This window comes from Rhodopila sp. (assembly GCF_035548235.1).
Classification (GTDB): domain Bacteria; phylum Pseudomonadota; class Alphaproteobacteria; order Acetobacterales; family Acetobacteraceae; genus Rhodopila.
Genome location: NZ_DASZTJ010000043.1, coordinates 1 through 20,928, shown reverse-complemented (window position 1 = coordinate 20,928; position 20,928 = coordinate 1). Strand labels below are relative to the sequence as shown.

Sequence of the window (20,928 nt, the reverse complement as noted above, 5' to 3'; positions counted from 1 at the left end):
CTCAACGGGTTGAGGCGTTGTCCGATTGAGAAGGGTGAACCACCGCCTCATGCTTGCTCACCGTCCCTGCGCATTCCCGTCTCCGCCGATCGTTGCCGCGGCCTGGCACGACCCAGAGTTGCCGCTGCCCGGCCCCTACCTATCGCGGATCGCAGTGCAGCGGAACGACGGATTGTCCGGCGATGCTCACGGTGGCGTGCGTGCGGCGGCTTCGGCCGAAGCCTCAGCCGAAGCCATAGTCCCGCTTGGCCGCCGCCGCCGACAGGTAGCCCAGCCGGATATCGCGCTCGATCGCCGCGGGGTCGCGCTCCGCCGGCGAGCCCATGCCGCCGCCGCCCGGCATCTCGACCACCAGCCGCTCGCCCGGCGGGACCACTTGCAGGCCCTTCGGCTTCAGCTCGACGCCCGATGCCAGCGACACCGCGCCCGTCTGGCCCGGCATGCCGCCATTGCGGCCCCGGGCAGGGAACTTCACCCGCTCGAACCCCGCGAACAGGCCGAAGGCCGCGTCCTCACGCGAGGAGACCTCCATCACCTGGCCCAGGCCGCCGCGGAACTTGCCCGCGCCGCCGGAATCCTGGCGCAGCTCCTTGCGCCAGATGACCAGCGGCGTGATCGCCTCGGTCGCCTCGACCGGCACGTTGCGCACGCCGGACGGAAAGGGCGTGGCCGACAGCCCGTCCTGGGCCGGCCTGGCGCCGGCGCCGCCGGAATGGAAGGACATGACCATGAACTGCGTGCCGGCCTTCTCGCCCAGGCCGGTCAGGCCATGGCCGGCGATCATCTTCAGCGACCAGAGGTTCGACGTCCCCTCGGCCGGCACGCGGCCGGGGATCGCCTGTTCCAGCGCGCCATACACCACGTCGGGCATCATGTGGCCGGTGGAGGAACGGGCGTAGACCGCGGCGGGATAGGTGGCGCTGACGATGGTGCCGGGCGGGGCCGTCACTTTCACTGCGTCCAGCGTGCCGGCGTTGTTCGGCACCGTCGGCGCGACGACGCAATTGACCCCGAAGGTCGTATAGGCTTCCGTATAGCACAGCGGACAATTGATCGCATAGGACGACATGCCGGAGGTGCCGGTGTAGTCGACATGGATCGTGTCTTCGCCGATCGTTACCGCCGCAACCAGGTCGATCGGCGATTCATAGCCGTCGATCCGCATGCTGTTGGTCCAGGTGCCTTTCGGCAGCTTGGCGATCGCCTCGGCCATCGCGCGGCGGCTGCGGGAAATGATCTCCTCGCCCAGCGTCTCGATCTCTTGAAGGCCGAACTCGCGCATCATCGCCACCAGCCGGCGGCTGCCGATGTCGTTGCACGCGATCAGTGCATACACGTCCCCGATCACCTGCACCGGCTCGCGCACGTTCGCGCGGATCATCGCCAGCAGGTCCTCGTTCATCTCCCCGGCGCGCGCCAGGCGCAGCAGCGGGATGAACAGGCCCTCGTGCCAGATCTGCCGCCCCTCCGGCGTCTGGCCGACGCCGCCCATGTCGACCAGGTGGGACGTGCAGGCGAACAGCGCGACGATCCTGCCGTCCATGAAGGTGGGGGACACGACCACGAGGTCATACAGATGCCCGGTGCCCTTCCAGGGATCGTTGGTGATGTAGACGTCACCCTCCTTCATCTCGGCGACCGGGAACACGTCCAGGAAATGCCCGACGGATGCGGCCATCGTGTTGATGTGCCCCGGCGTGCCGGTCACCGCCTGTGCCAGCATCCGGCCCTTGAGGTCGAACACGCCGGCCGAGATGTCCCCGGCCTCCCGCGCCGAGGTGGAGAATGCGGTGCGTACCAGCGTCTGCCCCTGCTCCTCGACGACCGAGAGCAGGCGGTTCCACATGATCTGCACCTCGATTTCCGAGATGTTGCGGCGCGTGCTCATCGGACGCCTCCCTCGATGATGATCTCGCCGCCGAGCGCGATGCGGGCGGTGAAGCCGGACGGGACGATCGTGGTGGTGCCGGCTTCGGTGATCGCGGCGGGGCCTTTCAGCGTCGCGCCCTGGCCAAGCGTCCGCCGGTCATAGACGGGGGCATCGACCGTCTCGCCGCTGGCGGATTCGACCAGGCGGCGCAGGCCTGTCGGGCTGGCCGGTTCGGACATCGGCGGCGGCGGGTCGGCCTCGGGCAGGGCGTAGGGCTGGGATAGCGCCAGCGTCCAGGTCACGGCCTCGATCTCCAGCCTGGGGATGACGCGGCCGAACAACTGGGCATAGGTGGCCTCGAACGCGGCGCGCAGCGCGGCGGGATCCAGCGCGCCGTCGATCGTCACCGCGATCTCATGCCCTTGGCCGCGATAGCGCATGAAGGCGACGCGGCGTTCGGCGAGCGGGCCTTCGGGATAGCCCAGCCGCACCACGGTCTCGGCTTCCGCCCGCATGTCGGCGAACAGCGCGTCGACCGCGCCCTGGTCGAGCCCGTCCAGCCGCATCAGCGCGGTCCGGACCACTTCATAGGCGATCGGCGCGTCCAGGAAGCCATGCGCCGACCCGACGCCGGCATCGACCGGGATGACCACGCGGCCGATGCCCAGCTTCTGCGCCAGGCGGGCCGCATGCAGCGGCGCGGCGCCGCCGAAGGCGATCAGCGTGCGTTCGGCGGTGTCCTTGCCGTTCTCCACCGCGTGCACGCGCGCGGCGCTGGCCATGGTCTCGTCGACGATCTCGGCGATGCCGCGTGCGGCTTCCTCGACATCCATGCCCAGCGCGCCGCCGACATCGCCGATGACGGCCTGTTCGGCGAGTTCCGGCCACAGGTTGAGCTTGCCGCCGGCGAACCCGGCCGGGTCGATGCGGCCCAGCACGACGTCCGCGTCGGTGACGGTGGGGGCGCTGCCGCTGCGGCCATAGCAGGCCGGGCCGGGATCCGATCCGGCACTGTCGGGCCCGACCGCGATGCGGCGCAGCGCGTCCACGCGCGCGATGGATCCGCCGCCGGCGCCGATCTCCACCATGTCGATCACCGGGATGCGCACCGGAATCCCGCTGCCCTTGGCGAAACGATAGGCCCGCGCGACCTCGAAATGCCGCGACTGCTGCGGCGTGAAATCGTCGATCAGCGTGATCTTCGCGGTCGTGCCGCCCATGTCGAAACTCAGCGCTCGGCTGTAGCCGCCCTGGGCGGCGATGCGACGGGCCAGGATCACGCCGCCGGCCGGCCCGCTTTCCACCAGCCGGACCGGGAAGCGCTGGGCGGTCTCGATCGTGCAGATGCCGCCCGAGGACATCATCAGCAGCAGCGGGCAGGTCACACCGATCGCCGCGAACCCCGAACGCATCCGCCCCAGGTAGCTGGCCATCAGCGGCAGCACATAGGCGTTGGCGACGGTGGTGGAGGTCCGTTCGTATTCGCGGATTTCGCGGCAAACCTCGGACGACAGCGTGATCGCGAGTTCCGGCATCGCCGCGGCCAGCAGGTCGCGCGCGCGTTCCTCATGCGCCGGGTTGACGTAGGAATGCAGGAAGCTGATCGCCACCGCCTCGATCCGCCGCGCCTTCAGCGTGTCGACGAGCACCATCAAGGCGGCTTCGTCCAACGCCAGCAGCACCGACCCGTCGGCGGCCATCCGTTCCGGCACCTCCAGCCGCAGGTCGCGGTCGGTCAGCGGCGTGGGCCGCTCCATGTACAGATCGTATTGTTCGAAACGATGTTCGTAGGCGATCTCGAGCGAATCCCGGAACCCCCGGGTGGTGATCAGCGCGGTGCGGGCGCCCTTGCGCTCGATCAGCGCATTGGTGGCCAGCGTGGTGCCGTGCACGACGAGGTCGAGATCGGCGCCGGTGATGCCGGCTTCCGCCAGGATGGCGCGCGTGCCGTCGATGACGGCGGCGTCGGGCGCGTCATGCGTGGTCAGCAGCTTGGCGGAGACGGTCCGGTCGGGGAGGGAGAGGACGAGGTCGGTGAACGTGCCGCCGATGTCGACGGCGAGGCGGGTCCGAGCGGTCATGCGGCGAAGCGGGCCTTGGCTGTTTGGGGCAGCGTAATGCGGCTCGGAGGAGGGGGAAAGGTGGTTCTTCGGACGCCTCTCCCGTCCTCGGCGCATATCGCGCTGATCCGCGGTTGGGTGCTAGGGTACGCGCCCAAACCCATAAGCCCGAGACGTCCGCATGACCTCATATCCCGATTTGATCCAGGCCGCCCTGCCGGAGGATGCCGGCGCCGCGGCGCTTGCCGGTCGCGTCTGGCGGCCCGACGCCGGCGGCCCCGCCGTCGTAGCCGTCCGCGACGACCAGGTGATCGACATTTCGGCGCGCTTCCCCACCATGCGGGACCTGTGCGAGGCGTCCGATCCCGCCGATGCCCTGCGCGCTGCCGATGGACAGGCGCTGGGGCCGCTGGCGGCGCTGCTGGCCAACACGGCGCGCGAGACCCGCGACCGTTCCCGTCCCTGGCTGCTCGCGCCGATCGACCTGCAGGCGATCAAGGCCGCCGGCGTCACCTTCGCCATTTCCATGCTGGAACGGGTGATCGAGGAACGCGCGCGCGGCGACGCCGCCTCGGCCGCCACGATCCGCGCCGAGGTCACCCGCCTGGTCGGCGACGACCTGGGCAAGCTGAAGCCGGGATCGGCGGAGGCAATGCATCTGAAGCAGGTGCTGATGAGCCAGAACGCCTGGAGCCAGTACCTGGAGGTCGGGATCGGCCCCGACGCCGAGATCTTCACCAAGGCGCAGCCGATGGCCGCCGTCGGGACCGGGATGGATGGCGGCATCCATCCGAATTCATCCTGGAACAATCCGGAGCCGGAAGTGGTGCTGGCGGTCGCTTCCACCGGCCGCATCGTCGCGGCGACGCTTGGCAACGACATCAACCTGCGCGACGTCGAGGGGCGGTCGGCACTGCTGCTGGGCAAGGCCAAGGACAACAATGCGTCCTGCGCGATCGGACCGCTGCTGCGCTTCCTCGACGATCGTTTCACTCTGGACGATATTCGTTCCACAACCGTGACGCTGCGGGTGGATGGGTCGGACGGGTTCGTGCTGGAAGGCTCGTCGTCGATCGCCAGGATCAGCCGCGACCCGGCGGACCTTGTGGCCCAGATGGTCAATGCCCATCACCGTTACCCCGACGGCGCGGTGCTGTTCCTGGGCACGATGTTCGCGCCGATCCAGGACCGCGACGCGCCCGGCCAGGGCTTCACCCACAAGACCGGCGACATCGTCAGCATCGCAGCCCCCCGGCTCGGCTGCCTCGTCAACCGGATGATGCCGACGGACCGCTGCGAACCCTGGCTGTTCGGCGTCAGCGCGCTGATGCGCAACCTGGCCGCGCGCGGGTTGCTGCGGGGGTGAGGGTCAGCGTCCCGCCAAGCGTCCGGCTCTACACCGTCCCCGACCGGTGTGCGTCAACCAAGGCGCCCAGCGTCGGAAAGCGGTAATCGTAACGAACCGGCTCCGAAATCGGTGCGGTCGCACCACTGCCACCTGCGGCGCCGCGCCGATCGATCCAGGCCGAGGCCAGATCCATCGCATTGGCAGGCACGTGGTCGTGGAACAGGCTCTGCGCGACGTGCAGAAGCCGCTCCTTCGGGGTCCCCTGTTCGGCGACCCGCTCGATCAGATAAGCGAAATTGCGTCGGTCCGGCTTGTAGGAACCGATATCCTGCGCCGTGTAGACGGCGTCGAATGCGACGCCCAGCCGCTCGTTCGACGCAGCGAAACTCCGACGATCGACGTTGGAGAGGATGATCAGCCGGTAATGCTGCTTCAGGTACCGCAGCGCGTCCGCCGTGTCGGGAAACGCCGGCCAATCGCTGACCGAGGCGCCGAACCGCGCGTCCTCGGCCGCGTCGCGCGCCACGCCCCAGGCCGCGGCAAGCTGGCCATGCACTTCGGCCAGCAGCGCGTCGTACAGCATGTCGGGCGTCGCGGCCTGCTGTGCCGATTCATGCCGGGCGAAGGTCTCCAGCACCGCGTCGCGGGACAGGGACACGCCGGCGCGCTCCAGCAAGGGGCCGAGCGCGTTATAGAGACCGGACTCCCAGTCGATCAGGGTGCCGTAGCAGTCGAAACTCAGCACGTCATGATCGCGCAGTGCCATGATGGGATCATCCGGGAGGTTGTGTGGTGGCGGGAGATGTGACCGGCCCGGCGCGCCGGGTCAAGCCACCCGCGGCAGTGGCGCCCAATCGCCGCGATCGGCGGCTTCCCGCAGCCAGGCCCGCACGTCCCGTGGCGCGCCGAACGCCTCGTCCACCCGATACCCGCTGCCCCCCAGCGCTCGGGCCGCGCGCATGCCGTCCTCGTCGGTGACGTCGTCGCCGATGAAGACCGGCAAGCGCCCGGCGAACGGCGCGTGCTTCAGCAACGCCTGGACCGCGCCGCCCTTGTCGGCGCCGACGGGCCGGACCTCCCACAATTTGTGCGCGGGCATGATGTGGAAGCCGGTGTCGTCTGCCAGCAGGTCCGTCAGGGCCTTGAGGAACGCGGTCTCGGCTTCCGGTGCCTGGCGGTAGTGCAGCGCGAACCCGCGCGCCTTGCGTTCCAGGATCGCGCCGGGATAGGCGGCGGCCAGCCGCTCCGCCTCGGCCAGCCAGGCGGCGGGAGGGGTGGGAAGGTTCGGCCGCTCGATCGCCATGTCGGGCATGAAGCGGAACGCGCCGCCGTGTTCGCCCGCGACGGCGCCGGGAGCAGGCCCCAGGAACCGGTCAACGGTCTCGATCGGCCGGCCGGTGACGATGGCCAGCGCGCCGCCCAATTGATCCCGCAAGGCCGCCAGCGTATCGGGCAGGACAGGGTCGATCTCCACGCCTTCGGGCGTCGGCGCGAGGTCGATCAGCGTCCCGTCCATGTCCAGCAACAGCGCGGTCTGGCCAAAGGGGGGCAGGGGATCGAGGTTCATGTGCAGCCCGTCACGCGCAGGTCGTAGGTCGGGGACTCCATCATCGAAACCGAGGGTTCGTCCTTGAGCAGCCAGCCGCTGAAACCTTCGGCGTCGGGATGGTTGTCGGTCACGTCGACATAGGCCGCGGCGTCGGCGGCTTGGTCCGGTGGCCGGACGACGCAGGATTTTACGGTGATCTTCAGCGACCCGAAGGTCGTGGTCTGCCCGACTTTGACCGACAGCGTGGAGGCTTGGGCGTTGACCTTGTCCAAGGCCTGCAGCTTGGCCACGCCGGCCGGCAGCCAGATGTTCGGTGGCGGGGGTGGGGGGGCGAATCCCGTGCTGGCCTCGGCGGAACTGCCGGGCGCCCCCGGTGCGGCGCCGGATGGCGTTCCGGCCGGCGCGGGCTGGGGGGTGGCAACCTGCGCCGGCGCGCCTGACGAAGGCGGCGAAGAGGACCCGGTGGCGGGCGTCTGTCCAGGCTGTCCGCCGGCAGCCTGGCCGTTGGGGACCTGTCCGCCGGCAGCCTGGCCGTTGGAGGCCTGTCCCGGCACTGCCTGGCCGGCCGGTGCCGCCGCGCCGGCGGTGGGCGTGCCGCTCGAGGGCGGACCATTCGGGGATGGACCGCTTGGAGAGGGACTCGCCGTCTGCTGCGATCCGGACGTGGGCGGCGCCAAGGGTTCCTGGACGATCTGGCCTTGGCTGCCGGAATCGCCCGTCCCGGTGCCCGAGTCCGGATAGGGATAGGACGGCGTCGCCGACCCGTTGGCGTTTATGTCGCCTGGTGTCCGTTCATAACGCGGGGACTGGAGCGGCGGTACGCCGGACCCACCTTGGTTTGCGCCGTAGTTCGGCGGGACGGATTGCACCGGCCCGTAAGCCGGGGGCGGCCCCGCGGACTGACCCGCCCCATAGCCCTGGTTCGGCGGCGCGGATCGCGTCGGACCATAGGGGGTCGGTGCGGGTGGCGTGCCGGAGCCGGGAAGCTGTCCACCGCCGGCGCCCAGGAACGAACCGCTATAACCCTGCGTCTCGACCGGGCCATAGGGAGACGCCGTGGCGTTGGTCTGCCCCTGGGCCTGCGCTTGGCCGGACTGTCCGCCCTGGTCCAGGCCGTAGCCATCGTAGCGAGGCGACTGAATGGGGGGCACCTGGGACGTGCCATAGGTTTGTCCGCGGTTGGCTGTGTCCGTCGGCTGGCGGTAGCCTGGCGGCGGACGCAGGACGTGCTGGCTGGCCAACGGATCGTCCTGGATCGGCGGCGCCTGCGCCGAACCGAGCCGCGGCAGCACCCCAAGGCCGACCGCCAGCAAGGAGGCGGCGGCGAAGCGCCGGCTCAACGGACCGCTCGCTTCGGCGATTCGAGGCCGGCGACGACGTCCAGCAGGACTTGCCGTATGGCCTGTTCCTCGACGCCCATCAGGATCGCGTCCTCGAACGCATCGCGCAGCACCTGCGCGACCTCGCTGTAGTTCTCAGTCAGCATCTTCAGTTTTTCACGGCAACCCACGGCGTTTCCATCCAGGCCAGGCCAGTGCGTCGGCGGTGGCGGGATCATGGCTGCTCTCTGCTATTTCGACGGGGAAGTGCCGCTGCCCGACTGGCCCTTCGATCCGTTCAGGTTGGTGATGCTGAAGATGAACTTGCCCAGCAACTGTTCGAGGCTGATCGACGATTGGGTGATGGTGATCGTCTGGTCCGGCTTCAGGTTGGTTTCGTCGCCGCCGGGCGAGAGGTTGATGTATTTCCCGCCCAGCAGGCTTTCGCTCTCGATTTCCGCCGAACTGTCCTTGGGCAGTTGGATGTCGTCGCGTACTGTCATCGCGACGATCGCGGCGAATGATTTCGGGTCGATACGCTCGCCTGTGACCGACCCCACCTTGACGCCGGCAATGCTGACATCGGCGCCGATGGCCAGGCCGTCGATGTGATCGAACCGGGCATAGAGCGTGTAGCCTGTGCCCGTGGTGCGGCCCGAATGCGCGATCGCGTAACCCAGGAAGCCGATCGCCACGATCAGCACGAACGCGCCCGTCAGGACCTCGGCAATCCCGTGCCGGCCCATTCCAGTACTAGCCTGGCGTCCAGGCTTCGTAATCGCCCGTGGCGCGGGCGCGGTGTCCGCCCTGGTAGTCATGCCCGGGCGGACGATAGCTCAGCGGCGTGCCGGTAGCGTTCGGCACATGCGGCTTCTGCCAGGCCTTGCGGCCGGTTTGCGGCAATGGCGCATCGGTCGTGTAGTGCAGCCAGGCGTGCCATTCCGGCGGCACCACGCTGGCTTCCGGCGCGCCGGCATAGACCACCCACCGCCGAGCCCGCAGGGAACCGGGGCGCGGCTGCTTTTCCTCGTAATACAGGTTGCCCATCGCGTCCGAACCGGTCTGGCGGCCCTTCAGCTTGGTGAATAACCAAGTGCCGATACTCATGGCGCGACATATACGCAGGCCCCGCTGTTTGGTCCACCCATCATGCCAACAATGCGGACGTGCCGTTGCGGCACAATGGCCTGCTTGCGGGAACCGGTGACAATTTGGAGTTATCCCCAAGATTTTGGGTCTTGAGAGCGATTTTAGCACCAAATACCCTGTCGCAGCCCTTTGTTCCCGCTTAGTCTCGGACCCCATGAAAGCCGAACGAACTGCCTCTCAGCGCGTGTCGCCGCATCGGACCTGGCATGGCGTACGCACGCGCCGGACGGAAGCCGCTTCCGATCCCGACGCAGCACCGCGAAGCGTGACGCTGCCCGCCAGTTGGGACGATTCGGCGGCCGCCGCGCTGGCCGCGCTGGGACCGGGCAAGGGGCCGGTGACGCTGGCCACCGCGGCGCATGCCTGGATCGCCCCGATCGCCGCTGCGGCGCAGCAGGCGGGCTTGGACCTGCCGCTCGCGGACCGGCTGCATCGCCTGCTGCTGCTGCGCCGCGCGGCGCCGACCGAGCCGGTCTGGCACGGGGAGGCCCCGGACGGGCCGGGCTTCGTGCTCAACCTGCCGGCCTTCCTCGACAGCGACGGCCAATTCGACGCCGCCGATTTCGCCGAAGCGATCGAGACCGCGGTCACGGCGCTGAGCCTCGCCGCGCCGCGGGTACGCGATATCGATGTCGGGATGGCGGACCTCGCAGGCCTGCTGGCGGCGCTGGGGATCGACTATGCGTCCGAAGCGGCGCGGGAGACGGCGGCGTGCCTGGCGGCGATCCTGCGCGGCCGGGCGGATGCCGCCTCGGCGCGGATCGGGCGGCTGGGACCGCCTCTGGGCGGGCCGATGCGCCCGGCGGATTTCACCTGGCCGACGCCGCCGGCCCGATGCCCGATTCGCGGCTTGCCGGAAGCCGCCCGAGCGGCGCGGCAAGCGGCGGCGGCGGTCGAGGGGCTGCGGCATCGGGCGACGACGGCGATCACGCGGCCGGGCTTGGCCGAGGCGCTGCTGGGTGTGGAAACCGGCGGCATCGCCCCCGCCTTTTCCGCTGTCAGCGAGACCGGTGGCCTGACCCGTGCCGCGCGGGCCTGGCTCGCCGTCAGCGGCGTCACCGCCGAGGAAGCGCTGGCCGCCGCGCTTTCGGGCGGCAGCCCGATACCGCTCTACGGCGTGTCGGCGCATGCGGCGATGCATGACGCGGTCGCCCCGTTCGTGCACGCGATGCCGCCGCGTCCGGTGCCGCTGGTCGTCCCCGCGACCCCGCCGCGCCGGCGCGACCTGCCCGGACGGCGCAGCGGCTACACGCAGAAAGCCTCGGTCGGAGGGCACAAGTTGTTCCTGCGCACGGGCGAGTACGACGACGGCACCTTGGGGGAAGTCTTCATCGCACTGCAAAAGGAAGGCGCGGCGTTCCGCGGCCTGATGGACAACTTCGCCCACGCCGTCAGCCTGGGCCTGCAACACGGCGTGCCGCTGGAGCGCTTCGTCGAGGCCTTCACCTTCACCCGCTTCGGTCCCGCCGGCGCGGTCGAGGGCGATCCGGCGGTGCATTCGGCCACGTCGCTGATCGATTATGCCTTCCGTCACCTGGCGGCGAACTACCTCGGCCGCCACGACCTTCCTGAAGCCGAGATCGAAGACTCCGACACCGTCGGCCACGGCGCTCGGGAGCAATCGCCGCTGCTGCCGTTGGACTTGCCGTCGGAAGCCTCCCCCCGGGCGCGGCGGCGCAACCTGCGCGTGGTGTCGCGGTAGCGGGCAGTCAGGCAGTCGCCGGGTTGGCGATCGGCTGGAAGCTGATGCGCAAGGTGTTGCCGGTTGCGTGCGCCAGCTTGAGCAGGGTGCGGGTGGAGGGCAGGACGCGGCCGCTTTCCCAACGGGCGATCACTTCCTGCTTGGTGCCCATGCGCTCCGCCAACTGTTCCTGGGTCAGCCCGGCGTCAGCTCGGGCGCGGATCAGCGCTTCGGCAAGGGCGAATTCTTCGTCGAGCGCTTCGTATTCGGCCCGGTAGGCCGGATCGGCCTGCCACCGGGCGTGCAGATCGCGAAGGCGGGTCATGGTATCAGTCCTTTCGCCCGTCGCAGGGCCAGCTTCAGTTCGCGGTTCGGAGTCTTCTGCGCTTTCTTCACGAAGACCCTGACGATCACGACGCGCCGCCCTTCCGCCGCCACGTACAACGCCCGGGAAATACCATCCCGACCCGTCATCCGCATTTCCCAGATCGGGCCTTGCAGATGCTTGACATGCGGTTCATGCACCCGCTCCAGGCCGAAATCCTCGATGAGGAAGGATATCCGGCTGAGGCGCGCCCGCATGTCGGTAGGAAGGGCGGCAATCTCGGCATCGACCGTGGCGTCCAGTGTTTCGACGGTCCACATCGTCGTTGGCCCTTCTATAGCTAAAAGGTTATAAGACGGCAAGCGGAAAATGTCCGTCCGCGCCAGGCTACGCGGCGATCGTTGCCAATCGATTAACCCCGCTCATCTGCTGCACTGCGATATCCGGCGTGACTCACGCGGCGCCGAACGCCATGATGCGGGCACCACACGGGAGAGACAGGATGGCCGGACAGATCGAGGCGCGTTTGGCGGAACTGGGCATTGCGCTGCCCCTGCCGATGCAGCCGATCGCCAATTACGTTCCGTATGTCGTCACCGGGAACCTGGTCTATGTCTCCGGCCAGGTGCCTGCGGTGGACGGCAAGATCGCGGTGACCGGCAAGGTGTCCTGGAGCGTCTCCCTTGACCAGGGCAAGGAAGCTGCACGGCTGTGCTTCATCAACGTGCTGGTGCACCTGAAGGCGGCCTGCGGCGGCAACCTGGATCGCGTGCGCCGGGTGGTCCGGCTGGGCGGTTTCATCGCCGCGCCGTCGGAGTTCACCCAGCATGCGCTGGTGATGAACGGTGCCTCCGACCTCGCGGTCGCGGTGTTCGGGGAGGCCGGGCGACACGCCCGCACCACGATCGGCGTCCCATCCCTGCCGGCCGACGCCGCAGTCGAGGTCGAGGGCCTGTTCGAAGTCATATAAGGACGTCACCAAAGGGAGCATGCATGCCAGACGGATCGGCCTCGCTGACGCTCACGCTCCACGACCGGATCGCGGATATCGACGCCGCCGACTGGAACGCCTGCGCCGGAAGCGGCAATCCGTTCGTCAGCCATGCCTTCCTGAGCGCGCTGGAAGACAGCGGGTCGGCCAGCAGCCGCACCGGTTGGTTGCCGCAGCACGCGGTCCTGCGCGCCGAGGACGACCGGGTCGTTGCCGTCGCGCCGATGTATGCGAAGTCGCACAGTTACGGCGAGTATGTCTTCGACCATGGCTGGGCCAATGCGCTGGAGCGGGTCGGCCAGCGCTATTACCCCAAGCTGCAGGTCGCGGTGCCGTTCAGCCCTGTGCCGGGCCCGCGCCTGCTGCGCCGCCCGGGCGCCGGCATCCCTGTCGCAGCGCTCGGCAGCGCGTTCCGCCAGGCCTGCGAATCGCTCGATACCTCATCCGTCCACATCACCTTCTGCCAGCCGGACGAATGGGAAGAACTGGGTGAGGCCGGGTGGCTTCAGCGCGTGGGCATGCAGTTTCATTGGGAAAATGACGGCTACGGCAACTTCGACGATTTCCTGGGCGCGCTGTCGTCGCGCAAGCGAAAGGTCCTGCGCCGGGAACGGCGCGACGCCAACGCGGCGGGGCTGACGTTTCACGCGTTGTCGGGCGCCGACATCACCGAACGCCACTGGGACGCGTTCTACGGCTTCTATCAGTCGACCGTGGACCGCAAGTGGGGGTCGGCCTACCTGACGCGCAAATTCTTCTCGCTGCTGGGCGAGCGTCTCGGCGACAAGGTCGTGCTGATGTATGCCGAGAACGCGGGGAGGCCGGTGGCGGGTGCGCTGAACCTCGCCGGGGATGAGGCGCTGTACGGGCGCAACTGGGGATGCCGCGGTGACTGGCCGTTCCTGCATTTCGAGCTTTGCTATTATCGCGCGATCGACTGGGCGATCGAGCACGGGCTGAAGCGCGTGGAAGCCGGCGCGCAGGGCCGTCACAAGATCCAGCGCGGCTACATGCCGCGCCACACGTATTCGGCGCACTGGATCACCCATCCGGGGCTGCATCGGGCGGTGGCGAATTTCCTGGTCGAGGAGCGTGCCGGGATCGAGGCGGAGATGGCTGCGCTGGCGGACGATTCGCCGTTCCGCAAAGGCGACGACTGACCGCCGGACCCGTTACCGGGTCGTATCGTCCATTCTCCGGTATGCCGAACAGGCGTCGCGCGCAGGCCGGATTTCGTCGTGATGACGGCAAAGCCCGTCCGAACCGGCGACGGAAGCATACGCGGAGCCGATGATCGTCAGGTTCGGAATCGCCGCCTCGATCGCCGCCCGGTCCTTGATGAAATATGCGCAGGTCCCGCAGCGCTCGTCTGCCGACCGATTCATGCCGCGGTCCTCAACGGGCGATCCCGATCCAATAACCCTGAAAGACCACCGCCGACAGCAGGAAGCCCAGCACGAGATTCACGACAACCCCGCTGGCGAAAGCGACGAACGCGTCGGCGCCGACCGGCAGCATGCTGCGCAGGCGGATCGATGCGCCGATGCTGACGAAGCTGAACGTGAACATCAGGTTGCGCAGTCCGTCCAGCGGATCCGTCAGGCGCGGCCGGACGACGGCGTTGAACGCGGCGAGGTTCGCCGTGTCGTCCGTCCAGGCCACCACGATGGAGGCGGCGACGAAGCCAAGGATGAATTTGGGAAAGCGCCGCCAGGCCTGTGACAGGTCCGTCGCGTAACCCTCGGTCTTTTCCCAGCGCAGCACGGCCTGGAACGACAGGACGGCGGCCCATAGCCCGATCCATGTGTCACGGCCGATCACCTTGACGAGGGTATAGGCCCAAACCGTCTGGTCCGGCGTTCCGGCAAGTGTCCCCGAGCGCAGCAGGCCGTTATAGACCTGGACGGCGGCGAACCCCGGCGCATCGGCGAACTCCGAGGCGCCGATCCAGGCCCCGGCCGGTCCCGCGGGCAGATACCAGGCGCGCGCCAGCAGCGGCAGCAGCACGATCATGACCAGCGACCAGGCGACCGTCGTGATCGTTGCGATCGACACATGCTCCCGCTTGGCCCGCACCGCGCCGGCGACGGCGATGACGGCCGACACGCCGCAGACAGAGCCGCCCGCCGCGAGCAGCGCCGCCAAACGCCGGTCGACTTCCAGGAACCGCGCAACGCCGAAGATCGTCAGGAACGTCACGATCGAAACGACCGAGGCCTGGATGATGGCGACCGGACCGGCCAGGCGCATCAGCGGCAAAGGCAAGGTGGCGCCCAGCAGCACGATGCCTGTCTTGATATAAAGCTCCGCCCGCAAGCTTTCCTTGATCCAGACCGGCAGGCGGATCGCGTTCCCCAGGACCATGCCCAGCAGGAGCGCGATGAGCAACGGTTCCAGCGCGATCCGCTGCACCGGCGGCCAGGCACCGATCGCCAGCGTCAGGATCGCAAGCAGCATCAGCACGACGAAGCCCGCCGCGAACCGCAGGGGCCTGAGGCCGAGGGCGACCGCGGAAGCGGTGAACAGGATCAGCAGCGTGGCGGCAAGGGTGCCGTAGCGCGGCAGATCACCGCCGACCTGCGCCAGGAGGTCCGCATAGCCGCTCCAAGGCCGCGGCACCACCGCGAGCACGTCCAGGCTGAGGCCGCAACGAAAAGCGATGGCGCCCGCGACGACCAGCAGTAACCCGACGGCGACCGCGCACCAGTCTTCCGTCGTCAGCGTGTTCGGTTCGGATTCCATGCGACGGGGGGCGATCACGCTCATGAACATCCACGGTGATATATCATGACGGTCATGTAGCGGATCATTTTCAAATTGGGAAGTTCATCTTCTTTAAGACAAATGCAGATGCATTCGAGCTATTTTTTAGATAATCTTAAGAGTGACACAGCGCACAACCTATGGGACAGTCAAGTGAAACACCCGCCGATCAGGGTGGTAATTCAATACCGTGATTCACGCGTGGAGAGTGACATGAAATTCGGCGCCTCGATGTTCTTCACCGATTATTCAATCTCGCCGGCGCAACTGGCGACCGAAATGGAAGCGCGCGGCTTCGATACGCTCTGGGCCCCTGAACATTCCCACATCCCCCTCAGCCGCAAGACCCCATTCCCGCTCGGTCCCGAATTGCCGAAGCGCTATTACGACGTGATGGACCCGTTCGTGACGCTGGCCGTCGCGGCATCGGTGACGAAGCGGCTGAGGATCGGCACCGGCGTCTGTCTCGTGGCACAGCGTGATCCGATCCAGCTTGCGAAATCCGTCGCATCGATCGACCAGGTGTCCGGCGGCCGTTTTGTGTTCGGGATCGGAAACGGCTGGAATCAGGACGAGATGGAGAACCACGGCACCATCTTCGCCTCCCGGCACAAGCTGGCGCGGGAGCGGATCGAGGCCATGAAGGCAATCTGGACGCAGGACGCCGCTGAATATCACGGGGAGTTCGTCAATTTCGATCCGATTGCAACCTGGCCGAAACCCGTCCAGAAACCGCATCCACCCATCTTCGTCGGCGGGGCATTCCCCTATTCGGCCCGCCGCGCGATCCGCTATGCCGATGGCTGGCTGCCGCAGGTCACCGGCGCCGACAAGGCGCCGCTGAGCGAGGTCATCCCCCGGTTCCGCCAGATGGCGTCCGAAGCCGGCCGCGATCCGGCTGCGATGCCCATCATCATTGGTGCCCAGCCGCCGGATGCGGCGCTGATCGAATCCTATGCGAAGCTGGGCGTCGAGATGGTCTATCCGAGCCTGCCGTCCGAACCGGCGGACAAGATCCTGCCGATGCTCGATCTGTGGGCAGACCTGATGCGCCGGTTCTGACCGGGATCAGGTGTAGGCTGCCTCGATCATCCGGCGGATGGCTTCGGTCTCGGGCGATTCCTTGGATGCCTCGTCCGGTTGGGGCGGGGCGGAGGATACGCTTCGCACCTCGGGCACCTCGGCCGGTCCTTTCAGGGGTCGGTCGGGCGTGCGACGCGATGGCCTGATCGGACGGTTCCTGCGGCGCGTCATGGCATGACCCTTGCGCCCGTTCGCCCGGCCGCGCAAGGCTATGCCCGAACATGCGCCGTTTTTTGGAGACACGATGGACCAGGCCCTGCACGATAAACTGACGTCCTGGCGACGACATCTGCACGCCAACCCCGACCTGACCCTGCAGGAGGCGGACACCAGCGCCTTCGTGCAATCCAAGCTGCGGGAGTTGGGGGTTCCATTCACCGCCAATGTCGGCGGCCATGGCGTGGTGGCGACCTTGACCCGGGGCGAATCAAACCGGGCGGTCGGGTTGCGCGCGGACATGGACGCGTTGCCGATCCAGGAAACATCGGGCCTGCCGCACGCTTCGCGCAAGCCCGGCGTGATGCATGCCTGCGGGCATGACGGGCACACGGTCTCGCTGCTGGGGGCCGCGGCGCTGCTGGCAGCCGATCCGAACTGGTCGGGCACGGTGCAGTTCGTGTTCCAGCCGGCGGAAGAAGGCGGCGGCGGCGCGCGCAGCATGATCGCCGACGGCCTGTTCGAACGGTTTCCGATGGAACGAATCTTCGGCTACCACAACTGGCCGGGGCTGGAGGCGGGTGCGATCGCGGTGCACGACGGGCCGGTGATGGCCGCCGGCAACCGGCTCTATTTCACCGTCACGGGCCATTCGGGTCACGCGGCGCTGCCGCATCTGACCCGCGATCCGATGGTCGCCGCCGGCCACCTGCTGCTGGCGCTGCAATCGGTGGTGTCGCGCAGCGTCGATCCGCTGCAGGCCGCGGTCATTACGATCGGCATGATCCAGGCCGGGTCGGCCGCCAACCAGATCCCCGACAAGGCGGTGATGCGTGGCACCATGCGCTGCCTGTCGGAGGACGTCCGCGCCACCATGCACGAAACCATCCGCCGCGTCGCCGACGGCGTCGCCCGCACCTTCGGCGTGTCAATCGAAGTCGAGATCCCGGCTGGCCTGCCCGTGACCGGCAACTGGCCGACCGAGCGCGACCTGGCGGTGGAGGCGGTCAATGCCGCGGGACTGAAGCTGCGCCGCGACCTTCCGCCGGCGATGACGGGGGAGGATTTCGCCTGGTTCCTGGGCGAACGGCCAGGCGCGTTCGTCTGGATCGGCAACGGTCCGTCGGAGGGCGGGCGCGACCTGCACAACGCGAACTACGACTACAACGACGCGATCCTGCCAGCCGCCTCGGGCTATTTGGCGTCGGTGGCGAAGCAGGCGCTCGGCGTGGCCTGAGGGCGTAAACGACTACGGCGTAGACCGACGGGCTAGCCGGCGACGCTGGCGTCGATCCGGGCGACGAGGTCGGGGGGAAGGGGCCCCGCCTCGGCGGCAGCGATGCAGCCGGTCAACTCCGCCCGGTTCTTCACCCCCAGCACCAGCGTGTCGATATCGAGGCCCAGCGCGTAGCGATGCGCCACGATCGCCGGGTCCGCACCAATCTCGGCGCAGATCGCGCGGAAGCCGGCGGCTTTCCGGTAGTCCAGCACCTCGGGATGGTCGGGCGGCAGGTCGCGGTCGATCGCCGCGGTCAACGCGCCGGCCTGTACCGCGCGGATACCCATGATCCCGACCCCGTTGGTCCGAGCGGCGGCCATCACCGCGCGCGGCTTGGCCGGATCGGCGTAGAATTTCAACCCGCCCGGGCTGTCCAGCAGGTTGGCGATGCATTGCACGGCGGCCGGCTTCGGCGCCTCGGCCAGCACCTGGATGATGGCGTCGGGATGGCCGATCCCGGTCAGGCCCCAGGCGGCGATCAGGCCTTCTTCCTTCAGCTTCTCCATCGCGTCCCGGACATGCGATCGATACAGCGACAGCGGCGTCAGGCGGCTGACGTCCGGGGCGTTCCACATCGGATGCCCGTCCGGCGCGACGTTCGAATGCAGGAAGAAGATGTCCAGCCGGTCCCGCTGCAGCAGCCGCAAGCTGCTCTCGATCGACTGGCGGAAGACCGACAGCACCTTTCCGGGCGCCGGGTTGCCGAGGTTGCATTTGCTCGTGATGCGGACCCCCGCCGGCACGCGGCCGCCGAACGCCTCCCCCACCACGCGCTCGGCCTTGCCGTCGCCGTAGCGTGGGGCGAGGTCGAGCAGGTTGATCCCCGCCTTCACGGCGTCGTGGACGGTGGCGACACATTCCTCGAACGTGGTCTTGCCCCACAGCATCCCCAGGCCGCCGCCGCCCAGCGTCAGCGTCGAGACCGGAAACAGCGAGCCGAACGGATGCAGTTGCATGACGATTTCCCCTAGTCCCTGACGAGTCTTTCGCAGCTTCACCGGAATCGGTCCAGAGGGACCGGAAATGTCACCGGAACGTGCCGGGAGACGGTCTTTCGCGAGCGGTGAACGGTCGCCACATGGTCGAAGCCTCGGCCAATCGTTCGGGAGCCGAGATTACGTCCAGGAGGTTCCATGACAGTTCGTTCCCTGGCGCTTGCGGGCGCTTTCGTGGTGGCGGCGAGCTTCGGCGCGCATGCCGCGACGGTCAAATACCACGCTACCCTGACGGCGGCATCCGAGGTGCCGCCGACGAAGTCGACGGGCACGGGCGAGGCCACCGCCACGCTGGACACCGCGACCCACGAGTTGACGGTGGACGTGACATTCAGCGGCTTTGCCAGCGACGTGACCGCGGCCCATATCCATGGGCCGGCCCCGGCGGGGAAGAACGCCGGTGTGGTCGTGCCGTTGGGCAACGCGCCGAAAAGCCCGATCCATGTGACGGCCAAGCTGACGGAGGCCCAGCAGAAGGAGTTGGAAAGCGGCATGCTGTACGTGAACGTCCATACGAAGAACGATCCGTCCGGCGCCATCCGCGGACAGTTGACGAAATAGGCGGGAAGGGACGACGGCCGATCGCGGCAGGCAGGCCGTCGTCCACCTCTTTCCCTGGCGGCACCGGACGCCGATATTCATCGCCATGATGAACGATCGCGCCAGCCGCATCCGCTCCGCTCTCACGACGGAATTCGCCCCCGCCGTCCTGGACGTCCAGGACGATAGTGCCCGCCACGCCGGTCATGCCGGCGCTCGACGAGGGGGGCAGACGCACTACAACATCCTGCTGGTCAGCACCGTATTCGAGGGCATGACCCGCGTCGACCGATCCCGAGCGGTGCATGTCGCGCTGGCGGCGGAGTTCGGATCGGCGGAGGAGGGGGGGATGCACGCGCTGTCGCTCATCCTGCGCACCCCGCATGAGCATGATAGCCTGAAATAAGTATTTTCTTCTCCCCGATCCCCCTCTATCCATCATCAGAGGAAAAATCGCTCGGCAGATCGCCGATTGTGGAGAGGAAAATATATGGCGCTCGACAAAGAGCTCGATCGGGTCGATCGGGAGATCCTGCGGCTGCTTTCGGTCGATGCCTCCATGTCGCTGGCCGATATCGCCGAGAAGGTCGGGCTGACCGCCACGCCCTGCTGGAAGCGCATCCGCCGGATGGAGCAGGAGGGCATCATCCGCCGCCGGGTCGCCATCATCGATGCCGACAAGGTCGGACTGCCGGTCTCGGTGTTCGTCGCGATCGAGACCGCCGACCACTCCTCGGAATGGCTGGCGCGCTTCGCCGACGTGATCCGCGACACGCCCGAGATCGTCGATGCCTGGCGCATGAGCGGGGACGTCGACTACCTGCTGCATGTCGTGGTGCCGGACATCGCGTCCTATGACACGTTCTACCGCAAGCTGATCGGGGCGGTGCCGCTGCGCAACGTCAGCAGCCGGTTCAGCATGGAACGGATGAAGGCGGCCGCGCTGCCGATCTGAAGGGCTGCTTTGAAGGATTGCCCAGGGGCGTGCCCTGGGGGGCGCCTCGGGGGGTGCCTCGGGGGGTGCCTCGGGGGGCGCATGCGGAGCCGATCAGTTTTCCACAGGCCGTGAACCGATTGTTAACCCTGGCATGGTTTCCTGCCTCCGGCCTTTAGGAGGTAGCCATGTCGATCAGTCGTCTTATCAACCGAAACGTCGTCGCCGAACGTGGGCGAACCAGCATGCGCCTGGAACCGGAACTCTGGGATGCGCTCAGCGAGATCTGCGAACGCGAAGACCAGGACATCGGTGCGCTCGTCCGCCAGGTCGAAGCCGGCGGACATACCGGCGGGCGCACCAGCGCGATCCGGGTGTTCATCCTGAACTACTTTCGTGTCGCGGCCACGGAACACGGGCATGCCGGCGCCGGCCATGGTCCGATCCTGCGCAGCCGGATGGGCGAATACGTCCGTTCTGCCGCGTGACTTACGATCCGCAAGTGCCAACAGGATGATGGGCTTGCGGCTATTTCGGGCTTTCAGTCGTCGTTGACGGCGTGGCAGCCGGACTTTTTGCTCCTTTGTCCGCCCCATCGGCCCCCGATCCTTGATCGGCCTCCGTTCCTTTATCGGACAACGTCGAAATCGCCTCTTCGACCAGTTTCCGGTCCGGCGATCCCGCCGGCAACTCCGCCGCCAATGCCTGCCAGTGCTGTCGTGCCTCATCCGGCCGGTGATCCTGTGCCGCGATCAGGCCCAGATACCACAACGCCATCGTCTGCTTCGGGTCCTTCGCGTTGATCCGGCGCAGCAGCCCCTCGACCGGTCCCGGCAGCGGCGAGCCCGGCTTGTAGCCGGCCATCAGCGCCTCGACCTCCGCCTCC

The 20,928-nt window shown here is 67.9% G+C and carries 24 protein-coding genes; 10 read left to right on the top strand and 14 right to left on the bottom strand.

What is annotated here, in order from left to right; genetic code table 11:
- Nucleotides 1–223: 223 nt before the first annotated feature.
- Complete coding sequence (locus VHB27_RS03495; RefSeq protein WP_325597537.1) at nucleotides 224–1,888, bottom strand: hydantoinase B/oxoprolinase family protein; 1,665 nt, start codon at nucleotides 1,886–1,888, stop codon at nucleotides 224–226.
- Nucleotides 1,885–3,951, bottom strand: a complete 2,067-nt coding sequence (locus VHB27_RS03490) for a hydantoinase/oxoprolinase family protein (protein WP_325597536.1) — start codon at nucleotides 3,949–3,951, stop codon at nucleotides 1,885–1,887. Before VHB27_RS03490 ends, VHB27_RS03495 begins: the two co-directional genes overlap by 4 nt.
- Nucleotides 3,952–4,111: 160 nt before the next feature.
- Between VHB27_RS03490 and VHB27_RS03485 the strand changes: the two genes are divergently transcribed.
- Nucleotides 4,112–5,296 carry a fumarylacetoacetate hydrolase family protein gene (locus VHB27_RS03485; protein ID WP_325597535.1) on the top strand — a complete coding sequence of 395 codons (1,185 nt, stop codon included), beginning with the start codon at nucleotides 4,112–4,114 and terminating at the stop codon, nucleotides 5,294–5,296.
- Between the two features lie 28 nt (nucleotides 5,297–5,324).
- On the opposite strand, the gene VHB27_RS03480 is transcribed toward VHB27_RS03485, so the two are convergent.
- From VHB27_RS03480 to VHB27_RS03455, 6 genes are all read right to left on the bottom strand, one after another.
- The gene (locus VHB27_RS03480; protein ID WP_325597534.1) at nucleotides 5,325–6,044 is read right to left on the bottom strand and encodes a haloacid dehalogenase type II; all 720 of its coding nucleotides are present in this window, start codon (nucleotides 6,042–6,044) and stop codon (nucleotides 5,325–5,327) included.
- 60 nt (nucleotides 6,045–6,104) lie between these two features.
- A complete protein-coding gene (otsB, locus tag VHB27_RS03475) occupies nucleotides 6,105–6,845 on the bottom strand; it encodes a trehalose-phosphatase (protein ID WP_325597533.1) in 741 nt (246 codons plus the stop codon).
- The gene (locus VHB27_RS03470; protein ID WP_325597532.1) at nucleotides 6,842–8,167 is read right to left on the bottom strand and encodes a DUF2155 domain-containing protein; all 1,326 of its coding nucleotides are present in this window, start codon (nucleotides 8,165–8,167) and stop codon (nucleotides 6,842–6,844) included. Before VHB27_RS03470 ends, otsB begins: the two co-directional genes overlap by 4 nt.
- Complete coding sequence (locus VHB27_RS03465) at nucleotides 8,164–8,313, bottom strand: hypothetical protein (protein WP_325597531.1); 150 nt, start codon at nucleotides 8,311–8,313, stop codon at nucleotides 8,164–8,166. The genes VHB27_RS03470 and VHB27_RS03465 overlap by 4 nt, the downstream gene beginning before the upstream one ends.
- Nucleotides 8,314–8,397: 84 nt before the next feature.
- Complete coding sequence (mlaD, locus tag VHB27_RS03460) at nucleotides 8,398–8,892, bottom strand: outer membrane lipid asymmetry maintenance protein MlaD (protein WP_325597530.1); 495 nt, start codon at nucleotides 8,890–8,892, stop codon at nucleotides 8,398–8,400.
- 7 nt (nucleotides 8,893–8,899) lie between these two features.
- On the bottom strand, nucleotides 8,900–9,253 hold the full coding sequence (locus VHB27_RS03455; protein ID WP_325597529.1) for an NADH:ubiquinone oxidoreductase subunit NDUFA12: 354 nt from the start codon (nucleotides 9,251–9,253) through the stop codon (nucleotides 8,900–8,902).
- Nucleotides 9,254–9,560: 307 nt separating this feature from the next.
- Between VHB27_RS03455 and VHB27_RS03450 the strand changes: the two genes are divergently transcribed.
- The gene (locus VHB27_RS03450) at nucleotides 9,561–10,997 is read left to right on the top strand and encodes a TSCPD domain-containing protein (protein ID WP_325597528.1); all 1,437 of its coding nucleotides are present in this window, start codon (nucleotides 9,561–9,563) and stop codon (nucleotides 10,995–10,997) included.
- Nucleotides 10,998–11,004: 7 nt separating this feature from the next.
- Here the strand turns inward: VHB27_RS03450 and VHB27_RS03445 are convergent, their stop codons facing one another.
- Nucleotides 11,005–11,301 (bottom strand): helix-turn-helix domain-containing protein, encoded by a 297-nt coding sequence (locus VHB27_RS03445; protein ID WP_325597527.1) that lies wholly within the window; start codon nucleotides 11,299–11,301, stop codon nucleotides 11,005–11,007.
- Nucleotides 11,298–11,621 (bottom strand): type II toxin-antitoxin system RelE/ParE family toxin, encoded by a 324-nt coding sequence (locus VHB27_RS03440; protein WP_325597526.1) that lies wholly within the window; start codon nucleotides 11,619–11,621, stop codon nucleotides 11,298–11,300. The genes VHB27_RS03445 and VHB27_RS03440 overlap by 4 nt, the downstream gene beginning before the upstream one ends.
- 182 nt (nucleotides 11,622–11,803) lie before the next feature.
- On the opposite strand from VHB27_RS03440, the gene VHB27_RS03435 reads away from it, so the two are divergent.
- Nucleotides 11,804–12,271, top strand: coding sequence for a RidA family protein (locus VHB27_RS03435; RefSeq protein WP_325597525.1), 468 nt, complete (start codon nucleotides 11,804–11,806; stop codon nucleotides 12,269–12,271).
- A 23-nt stretch (nucleotides 12,272–12,294) separates the two neighbouring features.
- Nucleotides 12,295–13,452, top strand: a complete 1,158-nt coding sequence (locus VHB27_RS03430; protein ID WP_325597524.1) for a GNAT family N-acetyltransferase — start codon at nucleotides 12,295–12,297, stop codon at nucleotides 13,450–13,452.
- 12 nt (nucleotides 13,453–13,464) lie between these two features.
- On the opposite strand, the gene VHB27_RS03425 is transcribed toward VHB27_RS03430, so the two are convergent.
- Together VHB27_RS03425 and VHB27_RS03420 are read right to left on the bottom strand one after the other, a co-directional pair.
- Entirely contained in the window at nucleotides 13,465–13,677 is a 213-nt protein-coding gene (locus VHB27_RS03425; protein WP_325597523.1) for a hypothetical protein, read from the bottom strand.
- A gap of 10 nt (nucleotides 13,678–13,687) precedes the next feature.
- Nucleotides 13,688–15,058 (bottom strand): YeiH family protein, encoded by a 1,371-nt coding sequence (locus tag VHB27_RS03420; RefSeq protein ID WP_325597522.1) that lies wholly within the window; start codon nucleotides 15,056–15,058, stop codon nucleotides 13,688–13,690.
- Between the two features lie 210 nt (nucleotides 15,059–15,268).
- On the opposite strand from VHB27_RS03420, the gene VHB27_RS03415 reads away from it, so the two are divergent.
- Both VHB27_RS03415 and VHB27_RS03410 read left to right on the top strand, forming a co-directional pair.
- Nucleotides 15,269–16,117 carry an LLM class F420-dependent oxidoreductase gene (locus tag VHB27_RS03415; protein WP_325597521.1) on the top strand — a complete coding sequence of 283 codons (849 nt, stop codon included), beginning with the start codon at nucleotides 15,269–15,271 and terminating at the stop codon, nucleotides 16,115–16,117.
- A 265-nt stretch (nucleotides 16,118–16,382) separates the two neighbouring features.
- Nucleotides 16,383–17,531, top strand: coding sequence for an amidohydrolase (locus VHB27_RS03410; protein ID WP_325597520.1), 1,149 nt, complete (start codon nucleotides 16,383–16,385; stop codon nucleotides 17,529–17,531).
- A 32-nt stretch (nucleotides 17,532–17,563) separates the two neighbouring features.
- Here VHB27_RS03410 and VHB27_RS03405 read toward each other — a convergent pair whose 3' ends face one another.
- On the bottom strand, nucleotides 17,564–18,529 hold the full coding sequence (locus tag VHB27_RS03405; RefSeq protein ID WP_325597519.1) for an aldo/keto reductase: 966 nt from the start codon (nucleotides 18,527–18,529) through the stop codon (nucleotides 17,564–17,566).
- A gap of 177 nt (nucleotides 18,530–18,706) precedes the next feature.
- Here VHB27_RS03405 and VHB27_RS03400 point away from each other — a divergent pair, with 177 nt between their 5' ends.
- From VHB27_RS03400 to VHB27_RS03385, 4 genes are all read left to right on the top strand, one after another.
- Nucleotides 18,707–19,129, top strand: a complete 423-nt coding sequence (locus VHB27_RS03400; protein WP_325597518.1) for a CHRD domain-containing protein — start codon at nucleotides 18,707–18,709, stop codon at nucleotides 19,127–19,129.
- 85 nt (nucleotides 19,130–19,214) lie between these two features.
- On the top strand, nucleotides 19,215–19,514 hold the full coding sequence (locus tag VHB27_RS03395) for a BolA family protein (protein ID WP_408903971.1): 300 nt from the start codon (nucleotides 19,215–19,217) through the stop codon (nucleotides 19,512–19,514).
- Between the two features lie 84 nt (nucleotides 19,515–19,598).
- The gene (locus tag VHB27_RS03390) at nucleotides 19,599–20,063 is read left to right on the top strand and encodes an Lrp/AsnC family transcriptional regulator (protein WP_325597517.1); all 465 of its coding nucleotides are present in this window, start codon (nucleotides 19,599–19,601) and stop codon (nucleotides 20,061–20,063) included.
- A gap of 167 nt (nucleotides 20,064–20,230) precedes the next feature.
- On the top strand, nucleotides 20,231–20,530 hold the full coding sequence (locus VHB27_RS03385) for a ribbon-helix-helix domain-containing protein (protein WP_325597516.1): 300 nt from the start codon (nucleotides 20,231–20,233) through the stop codon (nucleotides 20,528–20,530).
- A 40-nt stretch (nucleotides 20,531–20,570) separates the two neighbouring features.
- Here VHB27_RS03385 and VHB27_RS03380 read toward each other — a convergent pair.
- The coding region (locus VHB27_RS03380; protein WP_325597515.1) for a tetratricopeptide repeat protein at nucleotides 20,571–20,928 on the bottom strand (358 nt) is incomplete at its 5' end.